Below are 13,266 nucleotides of genomic sequence, written 5' to 3'. Positions count from 1 at the left end.
CCGATCGGGGCGGTCGCGGATTCGTACTTCAGCCGGCATTCGGCCCGTCCGGACCCTCGAGAATCCAGGACGTGATGCCGTCGAGGGAGCGCAGCGCCTCGCCGCCGGGGCGGTTCAGCGCGCCGTGCTGCGTGCGGGCCAAGGTCTCCTCGCGGACGATGACGCCCGCTTCCGCGAGCAGGACGGCGTACGCGTGCCCGGACGCTCGCAAGGAGTCGTACTCGCAATTCATGACGTAGACCGGCGGCTGCCCGCCGACCGCGCCGTTGGAGGGAAAGGCGTACGGGTGGGTCAGCAGCCGCTCGTCGCCGCCGACATAGTTGACCGTCATCCGCCGGGTGAGCTCGGGCGAGAAGTAGTGATCGCCCGCGAGCTCTTCGAGACCGGCAACGTCGACAGGCCCGTCGACCGGCAGCTCCGGATGAACGACCGGATAGGCGAGTACCAGCGAGGTAGGCAGGCGGCCCGCGCCGTCGCGCAGCCGCTTGGTCACGCCTGCGACCAGGTTGCCGCCGGCGCTCGCGCCACCGAGGTGCAGCCGCTGCACGGGTACTCCGAGGACGTCGACGTGTTCGACGGCCCAGGTCCATCCCGCCAGTACGTCGTCCGAGGGGACCGGGTACTGCACACCGTCCTTGGCCTTGCGGTAGTCGAGCGAAAGGACCGCGATTCCTCGCGCTGCCAGCCGTCCAGCGACCCAGTCGGCCTCGGGCATGTCGAGATCACCGGAAACGAAGGCACCGCCGTGCACCCAGACCAGGCCGGCAAGTGGGAGCCTGCCCGGGCTGCGATACAGCCGTGCCGGGACATCACCGTGCGGACCGGCGACAGTGAGATCCCGCACCACCACACGAGTCGCGTCCTCGTCGACATCCGGTGCCGTCATGCGTCAGCCCCTTGCGCCGCCGACGGGGTCTCCTGGCTCAACAAGCGATTCGCCCGGCGTCGGCGCTGCGCGTCCGGGTCGGGCATCGGCACCGCATCAAGCAGGACGCGAGTGTACGGGTGCCGTGGATGGCTGTAGACCGTATCGGTGTCGCCGGCCTCCATCACACGGCCCTTGTAGAGAACCATCACCCGCTGGGAGACGTGGTTGACGACCGTGAGGTCGTGCGAGATGAACAGCAACGAGATCCTCCGCTCCTGCTGCAGTTCGCGCAGCAGATTGATCACTTGGGCCTGGACCGACAGATCCAGGGCACTCACCGCTTCGTCGCAGATCAGCAGCTTCGGGTCGACCATCAGCGCGCGGGCGATGGCAATGCGCTGCCGTTGCCCGCCGGAGAAGGCACCCGGGTACCCGTCCAGAGCGGACGCATCGAGGCCGACCCGCTCCATCAGACCGGCGGCGCGCGCCTGGGCGACGCTCCGGTCACGGATTCCCTGCGGGCGCAACATCTCGCGTAACGAGTCGCCGATGGTTCGTGCTGGGTTGAAGGAGCTGTACGGGTCCTGGAACACGACCTGGATGGCCGAGCTCAATCCCCGCCGGTCCTTGCCGGTCAGGTGGGTAAGGTCGCGGCCCTCGAACGTGATCCGGCCGCGATGCGTCGGCACCAGCCGCAACAGCGCCTTCGCGACCGTCGACTTCCCCGATCCGGACTCGCCGACCAACCCCAGCGTCTCGCCCGCGGCCAGTTCGAAATCGACCCCGTCGACGGCGCGGAAGGGTGGTCTTCGGGCTCCCTGCACGTATTCGACCGTCAGGTCCGTGACCTGAAGCATGGGTGTGTTCACAGGACGTTCAGCTCCTCGAGCTCGGGCCGGCGAAGGCAGCGGGTGAGGTGGTCGGCGGCGGCGTACTCGAGCGGTACGGCTGCTTCGCCGCAGCGATCCTCGGCGTACGCGCAGCGCGGCGCGAACCGGCAGCCGCCAGGCCACTGACCCGGCGCCGGCACGGACCCAGGGATCGTCGGAAGTATTGCTCCCTTGACCACCCGATGCGGGTCGGACTCGAGCAGCCGCTTCGAGTACGGGTGCTTGGGCGCGGCAAAGACACTCGCCACGGTCGCGTCCTCGACGACCTGCCCGGCGTACATGACCACGGCCCGATCGCAGACGTCCGCGACGACACCCCAGTCGTGCGTCACCAGCAGCAGCGCCATCCCGCGGCTGTCCCGGAGATCTCGCAGCAACCGCAGGATCTCTGCCTGCACCGTCACGTCCAGCGCCGTCGTGGGCTCGTCGGCGATGAGCAGCTTCGGCTCGCCGGCGAGCGCGCGGGCGATACCGACGCGCTGTGCCATGCCCCCGGACAGTTCGTGCGGGTAGCGGCGGGCGACCTCGGCGGGGTTCGGCAACCGCACGCTGCTCAGCAGGTCCAGTACTCGCCGGCGGACCTCCGCTTTGGACCCTCCGTGGTGGACCCGCACGACCTCGCCGATCAGATCCCCGATGCGCATCGCAGGGTTTAGCGCGATCATCGGCTCCTGTGCGACGAAGCCGATCTCACGGCCGCGCAGACGTCGCAGGTCCTGCTCGGCCAGGCTCGACAGCCGTCGACCCTCCAGCTCGACTTCACCGCTCTCCAGCACACCGCCTGGTGGCAGCAGCCGAATGATCGCGGCGGCGGTGATCGACTTCCCGCAACCACTTTCACCGACCAGCCCCACGGCCTCGCCGGCAGCGATGCTGAAGCTGACACCGTCGAGGATCCGTTTCGGGCCGGCGGCTCCCGAGATCGTGACGCGCAGGTCCGTGACGCTCAACAGCGAGTCCTGGGGTGTACGTTCCGGAGCCGGCCGAGCCTTGACGGCCCCCGTGCCGCGGCGTCGTACGCGGACGACCTCGGCCCGGTCGCTGAACGAATCGGCGAGGAACCCGAAGGCCAGCACGGTCAGGACGATCGCGATGCCGGGTGGCCAGATCAGCCATGGCTGCAGCACGATGATGCCGAGACCGTCCGCCACCATCTCGCCCCACGACGGGGCGGGCGGCGAGACCAGCAACCCCAGGAACGCGAGGCCGGTCTGAACCAGCAGCGCACCGGCGGCCAGAAGCGCGGTCTGTACGACGAGAACGCCGCGAATGCGCGGGAGCACGTGCCTGAACAGGATGTACGGAACGCTCAGCCCGGCAACGACGGCCGCCGAGACGTAGAGCTCCTCCCTGACCTGGAGCACGACCGACCGGATCACCCGCATGAGTCCAGGTGCGGTCAGCGCGCCGTACACGACCATGGCGGCGAGCAGGCTGCCGCGGAAGATCGAGAGCACCTGGACGACGATCACGATCGCGGGAATCGACATCGCCAGCTCGGCCACCCAGCCGACGGCCCGGTCCAGCCGGCCTCGGAGGTAGCCCGCCGCCAGGCCGATCGGTACCCCGAACAACAGTCCGGCAGCCACGCCTTCGACGACTCCGATGAGCGTGAACCGGGTGCCCACGAGGAGCCGGTCGAGGACATCCCGGCCCTGGGTGTCAGTACCAAGCCAGTGCGATCCGGAAGGGCCCTCCTTGACGTGCAGAAGATCGCCCGAACGCTGACCGGCGACGTCAGGCAGCAGGATCGGCGCCACTACCGCGACGATCGCCAGCGCCAGCAGGAACAACAGGCACAGGATCGTGATGGGGCTACGCACGCCCCGCCCGCGCATCGAGCCGCTCATGACGTCCGCACTCTCGGGTTGAGCCAGGTGTAGGCGAGATCCACGACGGCGTTCACGGCTACCACCAGCAGCGTGATCGTCATCGTGATGCCCATCACCACGGGTACGTCGTGACCGAGGGCTGACTGGACGAGCAGCGATCCCAGCCCGGGCAGCGAGAAGACGTTCTCCACGAACAAGGTGCCGGCCAGCAGCCCGACCGCCTGCACGCCGATCACCGTCACCACCGGCATGGCCGCGTTGCGCAGCGCGTGCCGCCCGATCAGAGAACGGTCCGGTACGCCGTGCGCGCGCCCCATCCGGACGTACTCCGAGTCGAGCGCGCCCGCCATCGATTCCCTGGTCTGCTTGGCGACGAAGGCGATGCTGGGCAACGCCAGCGCTGCGATCGGGAGGACCAGCGAGCGCAGCCACCCCGCCGGCGATTCGGCCAAAGGCACGTAGCCGATCGCCGGGAACCAGCCGAGCCGGACCGCGAACAGCGCGACCATCCCCGACGCCAGCCAGAAGCTCGGCAACGCGAAGCCGAGCAGCGCCACGGCGTCGACCGCACGAGCGACACCACCTCCGCGCAGGGAGGCCAGAACCCCTCCGCCGACCCCCAGAAGCGAGGTGACCAGCAGGGCACCGGCCACGAGCGACAAGGTCACCGGGAGCCGGGCGGAGATGGCGTCCGCGACCGGCGTGCCGGTGCTGATCGAGGTGCCGAGATCACCGGTCGCCGCGCTCCGGATCCAGTTCCAGTACTGGTCCCACAGCGGCTGGTTCAATCCCATCGCCGAACGGAGTCGCGCGATCGACTCGGGGGTGGCGTTGAAACCGAGGATCTGCTCGGCCGGGTCTCCGGGCGACAGCGAGACCAGGACGAAGGTCGATCCGGACACGACCATCAGCAGGACGGCCGTGAGCGCGACGCGACGGCGCACCAGTTGCGCCAAGGGGTGCATGCTGTTCCTCCATCGGATCCGGTTCAGTACTGCCACTGGGTCGGGTCCGGCTGGGCGCCGTATGTCAGACCGTTGGGCAGGGTCGGGAACGCGACGCCCTTCAGATCCTTCTTGAAGACCATGTAGGACTTCGGCGCGTACACCGGCACGTACAACGCCTGCTCCGTCACGTACCGGCTGACCTCCTGCGCGACCGCTTCCGGGTGTTCCGCCGACAGGTACCGCGCGGTGAGCTTCTTCAACGTCACGTCATCAGTGGTGCCCTTCCCCGCGGCGGGCGAGGTGATGAAGATCGGGACATACGTGCCGTACGAGTTGATGCCGAAGTTCGCGACGTACCCGTCGTACTTCCCGCTCCGGAGCTCGGTGAAGTACTGGGCCGGCTGGACGGTCGTGATCTTGAGGGTGACACCAACCTTCTGCAATTGCTGCGCGATCGCCTGGACGAGCGCGTCGGCGGGCGTACCGTCCGTCAGTACGCCGGGAATGTCGACGATCGTCAGGGTCACGCCGTTCGCGTAGCCGGCCTCCTTGAGCAGTTGCCTGGCCTTCTCCGGGTCGTAGGGATAGCGATCCTTCGCTTCCTTGACGTAGCCGTCGGCCGGCATCCAGGTCGAGGTGGCCTCGCCCTTTCCGCCGATGAGCGCCTTGGTCAGACTCGCGCGGTCGATGGCGTAGTTGACCGCCTGCCTGACCTGCAACTTGCCCCACGGGCGGTCCGGCGAGTTGCTGAAGCGCAGCGCGTCCCAGGACAGCGTGCCACCGGTAGTGGCGAAGCCCGCCTGGGTGGCGGCGTCGAGGATGCTGTAGTCGCCCTGGCCGATGTCGATCTGTCCGGCACTCAGGGACTGGATCATCGACGACGCGTTGCTGATCTGCTTGAGTACGACCTTCTTGAACCGGGCTTTGGACTTGTCGTAGTAGTTCTCGTTCGGCACGAAGGTCAACTGGCTGCCGGCCTGCGACTGCGCCGGGTCGAGCTTGTACGGCCCGGCCCCGAAGGTCGCCTTGCTCAGCCGCGCCGGGTCGTCGACCGCGGCGGGGCTCGCGATGAACCCCCATCCGTTCGTCTGCGCGAGGTTCCAGGGCACGCTGGGGTTGGGCGTCTTCAGGTTCAGGACGACCTTGGTCGTACCCTCGGTGTCGATCGACGCGAGGTCGAACTGCGACGCGAACGGGCCGTTCTTGGCGTAGTAGGTGATCCACTTCTTGACCGCCGCCGCGGTCACCGGCGTACCGTCGGAGAACTTCGCCTCGGCCCGCAACTCGAGCTGGAACTTCTTGTTGCCCGGCCCCACGTAGCCGAAGCTCTTGGCCAGCGCGGGCCCGAAGGTTCCGTCGTCGTCGAGGTGGATGAGCGGCTCGTAGGCCAGCGCGAAGAAGAAGATGCTCGAGACGGTCTTCGCGACGTTGAAGTCCTGCGGCATCGACGACGCCGGCAACCCCACGCTGAGTGTGTCGGGCTTCGCCGCGACGCCGGCCGGAGTGGCCGAGCAGGCGACCGTCGCCATCAGCAGGAGCGCCGCGATGACGGCCCCCGCGCGGGTACGCCGAAGCCGGCCGAGCACCGGCGGGTGGGATGAGACGAACACGGGACCTCCTGGGTGGAACGCGGCCGGACCGCCGGAGCGAGTCGGCAGAAGTTTGCTTACGCGGATCACTTACGCGCTTCACTTACGCGCGTCGGCTAGGCTAGGTCCCAGTTGAGGACGGCACAACCCCTGAGGAGAGTTACGTGGGCAACGAGGTGGCCGATCGGTCCGGTCAGCGGGTGACGGCCGCCGATGTCGCCCGAGCGGCGGGCGTGTCACGGGCAACGGTGAGTTACGTGCTGAACGACACTCCGCACCAGAAGATCCCGGCGGCCACCCGCGACCGGGTCCGGGAAGCAGCCGCGCGATTGGGGTACGCGCCCTCGGCCGCCGCCCGGACCCTCAGCCGGGGCCGCAGCGATGTCGTTCTGTACCTGCTACCGCCGCATCTGCGGCTCAACACCCAGTTCGGCGACATGCTCGAGCACCTGTCCGCCGCGCTGGCCGAGGCCGGGCTCACGTTGGTGATCCACCCCTGGTCGCGCGACCTGCGGCCGGTGACCGCGATCTGGTCCGCGCTCTCGCCGGTCGCGGTTCTGGCCCAGCATCTCGACGTTGACGAGGTCCGGTCCATGCATGACGCCGGCGTGCAGCTCGTACACTCCACGTTCACCGCCGGGGACGCGCTCTCCCGGTGGGTACACAACGTGCAGGACGACATCTGCCGGCAGCAGGTGGAAGCGCTGGCCGCGGCAGGACACCGCCAGCTCGCCTACGGGATGCCCGAGGACGACCGCCTGCGCTCCGAGATCGAGCTCCGGCGCGACGGCGTCCTGCGCGCCTGCGCCGACCTGGGCCTGCCGCGACCCGTGATCAGCGCCATCCCCACCGAGGTCGAGGGAGCGGCCGCCATCATCGACGGTTGGCGCGCCGCGCGCCGACCGGTCACCGGCCTGTGCGCGTACGACGACCCGACCGCACTGACAATGCTCGCCGCCCTTCGGGACCGGGGGCTCGCCGCGCCCGGCGATCTCGCCGTCATCGGCGTGTACGACATCCCGACCGCGCGACTCGCCCAACCGCCCTTGACCACCATCGCCATCGACTCCCAGGCGCAGGCCCGGCATGCCGCGTCCGTCCTGATCCGGCAGCTCGACGGCAAGCCGGCGCTCCGCCGGCCGGGGCCACACGTCACCCGGCTCGTGGCCAGGGACACGATCTGAGTCAGCTGGTTGCGGCCAGGTCGCGCTCGAGCGTCGCGACGTACGCCTCGATGCAAGCGACGAAGTCGATGGCCTCCGGGTCGAGCAACCACTGGCTGGCCATCCCGTCGAGGGCACCGAGGATCTCGACGGCTTTCAGGGCCGGATCGATGCCGGCACGGACCTCGCCGCGACGCTGACCGGCCTCGATGAGTTCCACGACGCTCACCCGAAGGGCCCGGTAGTGCTCGACGAAGAAGTCGTGCGCGGGACCGTCGGCCTCGAAGTTCTCTGCCAGCAACACGGAGAAGAGCTTGATCAGGTCGGGCTCGCCGATGCTGCGCTCCGCAAGAGGGATCAGCTCGCGGATACCCGCCAGTCCGCCCAGCTCGGCGGCGTCGCGGGCGAACGCCCGGCTGATCGTCGCGCGCTGCTCGACGACGGCGCGCAGGAGACCCACCTTGGTGCCGAAGTGGTACAGCACCCCCGGCTCGGTGATCCCGACCTGCGCGGCGACCTCGGTCATCCCGGTCCCGCGGTAGCCGCTGCTCGCGAACAGGGCCAGGGCCGCCGTCACGATCTGCTCGCGGCGCCGCTCGCCGCGCGGCGACGGCGAGACCTGTCGATGGTTCGCCGGTGCGGGTTTCGGGGTCACGGGCCGATCGTACAAGCAACCTGAGTGGTCTGTCAGTTTCGCTCTAGCAAACTTACTGAGTTGTTAGTAAGGTCCGTTCGCACCACCCCGAGCAGCACCGCAGGAGGAGGTTCAGAGATGACTGACGACCGGATCATGACGGCGACGGCTCCCGCCCAGGCCACGAATCCCCCGGCGGCGAGCGGCGGCTTCATCGCTGCCTTCGTGACCGCTCTGTTCGGGGTCGCCGTCGCGACCCTCACCCCGGTCTCGGTGACCCTTGCGATCCGGATCAAGCAGATCGATCCGGACAACGCGGCGGCCGGCCTGTCGCTGGTACTCGGGGTCGCCGCGATCGTCGCTCTCCTGTCCGGTCCGTTCTTCGGTCAGCTCAGCGACCGGACCACCTCTCGCTGGGGTATGCGGCGGCCCTGGCTGGTCGGCGGTCTGGCAGTCGGTCTCGCCGGGCTTTGCGTGCTCGCGACCGCGGCGTCGATTCCGGTGCTGCTGGTCGGCTGGTGCGTGACCCAGATCGGGTTCAGCGCTCTCAATGCGGCGCTCGCCGCCCTCCTGATCGACCAGGTCCCCGACTTCCAGCGTGGCAAGGTCTCCGGACTCGTCGGCATGTGCCAGGCGCTCGGCGTGGTCACCGGTGTCTTCCTCGTGCAGTCGGTCGGCACCTCGATCGCCCTGATGTTCCTCGTCCCGGGCGCACTGGCAGCCGCCGCGGTGATCGTGCTGGCCGCCGCGGTGCGCGACCGTCGCCTCGACCCGGCGGACCGCGGACGCTACGACATAGGCGCCTTCTTCCGTAGCTTCTGGGTGAATCCGATCCAGCACCGAGGCTTCGCCTGGGCCTGGCTCGGCCGGTTCCTGATGATCACCGGCTTCGCGATCCTGCAGACGTATCAGGTCTACTACCTGTCCGATCAGCTCGGCGTCGAGACAGTGCGGATCCCGACGCTCGTACTGCAGTCCACGCTCGTACTCACCGCGACCGTCGTCGTCAGCTCGATCGGTTGCGGATGGCTGTCCGACCGCCTTCGTCGCCGCAAGGCCTTCGTACTGGGCTCGGCGGGCGTTTACGGCATGGCGATGATCGTCGTCGCGACAGCCGGAACCTTCGGCGCCTTCCTCATCGGCATGGTCATCGGCGGCCTCGCGCTCGGTGCGTATCTGGCCGTCGACCTCGCCCTGGTGGCACAGGTCCTGCCGGACGGCGGCGCGACCGCCGCCAAGGACCTGGGCGTCTTCAACATCGCCAACGCGGTCCCGCAGCTGGTGGCACCGGCGATCGCCCCGATCTTCCTCGCCATCGGCACCGGCTCCGGCGGCAACTACACCGCCTTGTTCATCGGCGCGGCCGTCTTCAGCCTGCTCGGGGCGCTCGCGATCCAGCCGATCCGCGGCGTCCGATGACCGCTCCGCACGAGCTGACCGCCGTCGAGCAATGCGCGGCGCTCGCTGGTCGTACGATCAGCGCGGTCGAGCTCACCGCGCACTACCTCGAACGCATCGATCGTCTCGGCGGTCCGCTCGGCGCCTTCGTGGTGACATCGCCGGAGCTCGCACTCAAGGAGGCTGCCGCGGCGGACCGGTTACTTGCCGAGGGCCCGCAACCGGATCGGCCGTTGCTCGGTCTGCCGATCGCTTTCAAGGACCTGCAGCCGATCGCGGGCGTTCCGGTCACCAACGGGAGTACGGCGATCCCGGCGTACACGGCCGAGGTCGACGCGGCGGCGGTCGGTTCGATCCGCGCGGCGGGCACGGTGACCCTCGGGACGACGCACGCGCCGGAGTTCGGCATCCCCTGCTACACCGCCTCCGCGGTCGTGGGACGCGCCGCCGTCACGCCGTATGCCCCCGGCCGGTCCGCAAGCGGGTCGAGCGGCGGCGCGGCGAGCGCGGTCGCGGCCGGTCTCGTGCCAGTCGGTCACGGTAGCGACGGCGCAGGTTCCGTCCGGACGCCGGCCGCCGTCTGCGGACTCGTCGGCATCAAACCCAGCCGAGGGGTCGTGAGCTCGGCGCCCAATCCTTCCTTCTTCGCCTTCACCACCGACGGACCGCTCGCCCGAACGGTCGCCGACGCGGCACTCCTGCTGGACGCCATGACGGTCAGGCGCCCGGCCGGCCTGTACGAGGTGCGTACCGGGCAATCGTTGCTCGCGGCAACAGGAAGGCCGCCGCGCGGACCGCTGCGGATCGCCGTCTGGACGGACAGCGGCCTCGACGAACCGCACCCCGAGACCGTACGAGCGGTCGCGCGCGTCGCGGCGCTGCTCGAAGAACTCGGCCACGAGATCGTCGAGCTGACCAACCCGGCGCCCTGGGACGCCGCCGGCGCGGACTCGCTGTTCGACTACATCGCCGGTGTCGTCTCGAGCATGCTCGCCGGGATGCCCTCGTCCGCCGCGGCTGCGTTGCAAGCGGACACCCGCTGGATGCGCGAGCGGGGCGACCGGCTCACGGCCGCCGGCTTCGTCCGGTCCACGGCGACGCTGGCGTCGCTCTCTACCAGACTGATCGCGGGACTCACCCCGTACGACCTGGCGCTCACACCGGTATCGAGCGGCCCGGCGGTACCGCTCGGACACTTCCACGCGGGCGGCTCCGAGGCGCCCGCGATGCGCATGCTGCGCTGGTCGGCGTACACGCCGTTGCAGAACACCAGCGGCCTACCGGCCGTGTCGCTGCCGAGCCACCTGACGCCGGACGGTCTGCCGATCGGTGTCCAGCTCACCGGCGCCGACCACGGCAGCGACCAGCTCCTACTCAGCGTGGCCGCCCAACTCGAGGACACGATCGGCTGGCAGACGCGACACCCACCCCAATGGTGGGACTGACCTCGCGGCCGCACCCATGCATCGACACAACAGGAACGGAGGGACTCGTGAATCTCGCGCACAACCTCACGTACACGGCCCGAACACACCCCGCCCGGCCGGCCGTTCGGCTCGACGATCACGCCCTCACGTACGAGGAACTCGAGGAGCTCTGCGCGCGGGTGGCCGGATGGCTCCGGCACAACGGTCATGTCCCCGGTGACAGGATCGGTCTGATGCTGCCGAACGTTCCCGAGTTCGCGGCACTCGCATATGGCGTACTGCGCGCGGGCTGCATCGTCGTACCGATGAATCCGCTCTTCAAGGAACGTGAGGTGGCCTACTACCTGCGTGACTCCGGCAGCAAGACGTTGTTCGCGTGGCACCAGGTCGCACAACCGGCCGGGGACGGTGCGCGGCAGGCCGGTGCCGAGCTTGTGCTCGTCGACGAGAACTTCGCCGAGCTGATGAGTTCGGCCGCCGCTGCCCGCGAGGTGGTCGAGCGCGACGACCACGACACCGCCGTCATCCTGTACACCTCGGGCACGACCGGCGAGCCGAAAGGTGCCGAGCTCACCCACGCCAATCTCGTCCGCAACGTCGAGGTGACCCAGGCGCTGTTCTCGATCACGGCCGACGACGTCGTCTTCGGCGGGCTGCCGATGTTCCACGTCTTCGGGTTCACCTGCGCGCTCAACACCGCGATCCGGGTCGGCGCCGCCGTCACCCTGGTCCCCCGCTTCGAGCCGGCCCGGGTACTGAAGGTTCTGCACCGCGATCACGTGACGATCTTCGAAGGAGTGCCGACGATGTACGCCGCGCTCCTGCACGACCCGGGTCGCCGTACGCACGATGTGTCCGCACTGCGCCTGTGCGTCTCCGGTGGCGCGGCGCTGCCGGTCGAAGTGCTGCGGGGGTTCGAGCGGGAGTTCGGCTGCATGATCCTTGAGGGCTACGGCTTGTCGGAGACCTCGCCGGTCGTGTCCTTCAACCACCCGGATCGCGTACGCAAGCCGGGCTCGATCGGGACACCGGTCAGCGGGGTCGAGATGCGGCTCGTCGACGAACAGGGGACGGAGGCGCGGCCTGGCGAGATCGGCGAGATCGTCGTGCGCGGCCACAACATCATGAAGAGCTACTGGCGGCGTGCCGACGCCACCGCGGCCGCGATCCGGGACGGCTGGTTCCACACCGGCGACCTGGCCCGGGTCGATGCCGACGGCTACTTCTTCATCGTCGACCGCAAGAAGGACCTGATCATCCGCGGCGGCTACAACGTCTACCCGAGAGAGCTCGAGGAGGTCTTCCACGAGCACCCCGCGGTCGCCGAGGTCGCCGTGTTCGGCGTACCCCATCCTGAGCTCGGCGAAGAGGTCGCGGCTGCCGTCGTACTCAAACCCGGCGCCACCGCACGAGCAGATGAACTGCGCGACTACCTGAAGGCGCAGGTTGCGGCGTACAAGTACCCGCGCCTGGTCCAGCTCGTCGAAACTCTCCCGAAAGGACCAACCGGGAAGCTGCTCAAGCGGGAGCTCCGGATTTCGGCGTCGGTGTCAAAGCCCGCCGCGCGGTCCTGGTGACGAGGCGCCTGCGTTAGCGTTACGTCGCTGGTGTGTGCCGGCCGACAGGTGAAGGGTGTGGTGAAGCGATGCCAGGCTTGGCGCAGCGCGAACTGATCGACCTCGTCCAGCGCGCACTCGCTGACGACGAGGACGTCGAAGCCTTGTTGGTGACAGGCAGTATCGGACGCGACGCGGACGACGACTACAGCGATGTGGACTTCCTGCTCGTCGCCACCGACGGCAGGCTGGACGAGGTTGCCGCCCGCTGGGCCGCGATTCGCGACTCGGTCACGCCGCTCAGCTACGACATGGCCTTCGACTTCGGTACATCCAAACTCTTCAACCAGATCACCACCGACTGGGTCCGGTACGACATCACGGCGACGACCGAAGCCGCGATCTCGAATCGCTCGCAGAGTACGGTCAAGGTCCTCTTCGACCGCAGTGGGGTCTACCAGCGATTGCCTGAGCGGCTGCCCCTCACGGCTCCGTCGCCCGACACCGTACGCAAGCTTGTGCCTGAGTTCTTCCGGGTCCTCTCGATGGTGCCGATCGTCCTCGGCAGATCAGACTTCGCTGTCGGCGCCTCCGGTTCGGCTCTCCTGCGCACCATGCTGATTCAGGCGTTCCAGGAGCTGGTGGCGGTCGAAGATCGCGGTGGCGCGCTCTACTTGCGGCGGCTGCTGCCCGAGGACCACTACTCCGTGATCGCCAAAATGCCCGCCATCGAAGCAACCGAGGCATCAAACCTCGCCGTACAGCACTACTGCGCCAAGCACTTCGTCCCCGTGGCGCGTACGTTGTGCGAACGCACGGGCATCGCCTGGCCGACCGAGTTCGTCGCCAGAGTCGCCGACCACACAGAACCGACCCTCGGCAACTGGCTAAGCGAAGAGTTGTTGTAGGTCCGCGGTGAGCTGATCGAGAGGTCATGCCCGCGGCGCGCGCACCATCTGTGC

General features: G+C 68.7%; 11 protein-coding genes. 5 read left to right on the top strand and 6 right to left on the bottom strand.

Features of this window, described 5'->3' with window-relative positions:
- Positions 1-28: 28 nt before the first annotated feature.
- The 5 genes from HDA44_RS03445 to HDA44_RS03425 are packed head-to-tail and all read right to left on the bottom strand — an operon-like array spanning position 29 to position 6,147.
- Positions 29-886 carry an alpha/beta hydrolase fold domain-containing protein gene (locus tag HDA44_RS03445; protein ID WP_184831250.1) on the bottom strand — a complete coding sequence of 286 codons (858 nt, stop codon included), beginning with the start codon at positions 884-886 and terminating at the stop codon, positions 29-31.
- Positions 883-1,737, bottom strand: a complete 855-nt coding sequence (locus HDA44_RS03440) for an ATP-binding cassette domain-containing protein (RefSeq protein WP_337905611.1) — start codon at positions 1,735-1,737, stop codon at positions 883-885. The genes HDA44_RS03445 and HDA44_RS03440 overlap by 4 nt, the downstream gene beginning before the upstream one ends.
- Complete coding sequence (locus HDA44_RS03435) at positions 1,734-3,608, bottom strand: dipeptide/oligopeptide/nickel ABC transporter permease/ATP-binding protein (protein ID WP_184831249.1); 1,875 nt, start codon at positions 3,606-3,608, stop codon at positions 1,734-1,736. Before HDA44_RS03435 ends, HDA44_RS03440 begins: the two co-directional genes overlap by 4 nt.
- Entirely contained in the window at positions 3,605-4,555 is a 951-nt protein-coding gene (locus HDA44_RS03430; RefSeq protein WP_202887124.1) for an ABC transporter permease, read from the bottom strand. Before HDA44_RS03430 ends, HDA44_RS03435 begins: the two co-directional genes overlap by 4 nt.
- Positions 4,556-4,578: 23 nt before the next feature.
- Positions 4,579-6,147 (bottom strand): ABC transporter substrate-binding protein, encoded by a 1,569-nt coding sequence (locus tag HDA44_RS03425; protein ID WP_184831248.1) that lies wholly within the window; start codon positions 6,145-6,147, stop codon positions 4,579-4,581.
- 143 nt (positions 6,148-6,290) lie between these two features.
- Here HDA44_RS03425 and HDA44_RS38390 point away from each other — a divergent pair, with 143 nt between their 5' ends.
- The gene (locus HDA44_RS38390; RefSeq protein ID WP_184831247.1) at positions 6,291-7,310 is read left to right on the top strand and encodes a substrate-binding domain-containing protein; all 1,020 of its coding nucleotides are present in this window, start codon (positions 6,291-6,293) and stop codon (positions 7,308-7,310) included.
- 1 nt (position 7,311) lies between these two features.
- On the opposite strand, the gene HDA44_RS03415 is transcribed toward HDA44_RS38390, so the two are convergent.
- Positions 7,312-7,944, bottom strand: coding sequence for a TetR family transcriptional regulator (locus HDA44_RS03415; RefSeq protein WP_184831246.1), 633 nt, complete (start codon positions 7,942-7,944; stop codon positions 7,312-7,314).
- A 117-nt stretch (positions 7,945-8,061) separates the two neighbouring features.
- Here HDA44_RS03415 and HDA44_RS03410 point away from each other — a divergent pair, with 117 nt between their 5' ends.
- The 4 genes from HDA44_RS03410 (at position 8,062) to HDA44_RS03395 (ending at position 13,212) form a co-directional block, all read left to right on the top strand.
- A complete protein-coding gene (locus HDA44_RS03410) occupies positions 8,062-9,342 on the top strand; it encodes an MFS transporter (protein WP_184831244.1) in 1,281 nt (426 codons plus the stop codon).
- Positions 9,339-10,766, top strand: coding sequence for an amidase (locus tag HDA44_RS03405; RefSeq protein WP_184831241.1), 1,428 nt, complete (start codon positions 9,339-9,341; stop codon positions 10,764-10,766). The genes HDA44_RS03410 and HDA44_RS03405 overlap by 4 nt, the downstream gene beginning before the upstream one ends.
- A gap of 47 nt (positions 10,767-10,813) precedes the next feature.
- Entirely contained in the window at positions 10,814-12,325 is a 1,512-nt protein-coding gene (locus HDA44_RS03400) for a long-chain-fatty-acid--CoA ligase (RefSeq protein ID WP_337905610.1), read from the top strand.
- 68 nt (positions 12,326-12,393) lie between these two features.
- The gene (locus tag HDA44_RS03395) at positions 12,394-13,212 is read left to right on the top strand and encodes an aminoglycoside 6-adenylyltransferase (RefSeq protein ID WP_184831237.1); all 819 of its coding nucleotides are present in this window, start codon (positions 12,394-12,396) and stop codon (positions 13,210-13,212) included.
- The last annotated feature ends 54 nt before the right edge of the window (positions 13,213-13,266 follow it).

It is taken from the genome of Kribbella solani, from assembly GCF_014205295.1.
Taxonomy (GTDB): Bacteria; Actinomycetota; Actinomycetes; order Propionibacteriales; family Kribbellaceae; genus Kribbella; species Kribbella solani.
This window is presented reverse-complemented; position numbering and strand designations above follow the sequence as displayed.

What these genes read in the sequence shown, in the direction of transcription:
- HDA44_RS03405 (WP_184831241.1), top strand. Translation starts at nt 9,339, where the DNA reads ATGACCGCTCCGCACGAGCTGACCGCCGTCGAGCAATGCGCGGCGCTC.
- HDA44_RS03395 (WP_184831237.1), top strand. Translation starts at nt 12,394, where the DNA reads ATGCCAGGCTTGGCGCAGCGCGAACTGATCGACCTCGTCCAGCGCGCA.
- HDA44_RS03410 (WP_184831244.1), top strand. Translation starts at nt 8,062, where the DNA reads ATGACTGACGACCGGATCATGACGGCGACGGCTCCCGCCCAGGCCACG.
- HDA44_RS03445 (WP_184831250.1), bottom strand. Translation starts at nt 886, where the DNA reads ATGACGGCACCGGATGTCGACGAGGACGCGACTCGTGTGGTGGTGCGG.
- HDA44_RS03435 (WP_184831249.1), bottom strand. Translation starts at nt 3,608, where the DNA reads ATGAGCGGCTCGATGCGCGGGCGGGGCGTGCGTAGCCCCATCACGATC.
- HDA44_RS03430 (WP_202887124.1), bottom strand. Translation starts at nt 4,555, where the DNA reads ATGCACCCCTTGGCGCAACTGGTGCGCCGTCGCGTCGCGCTCACGGCC.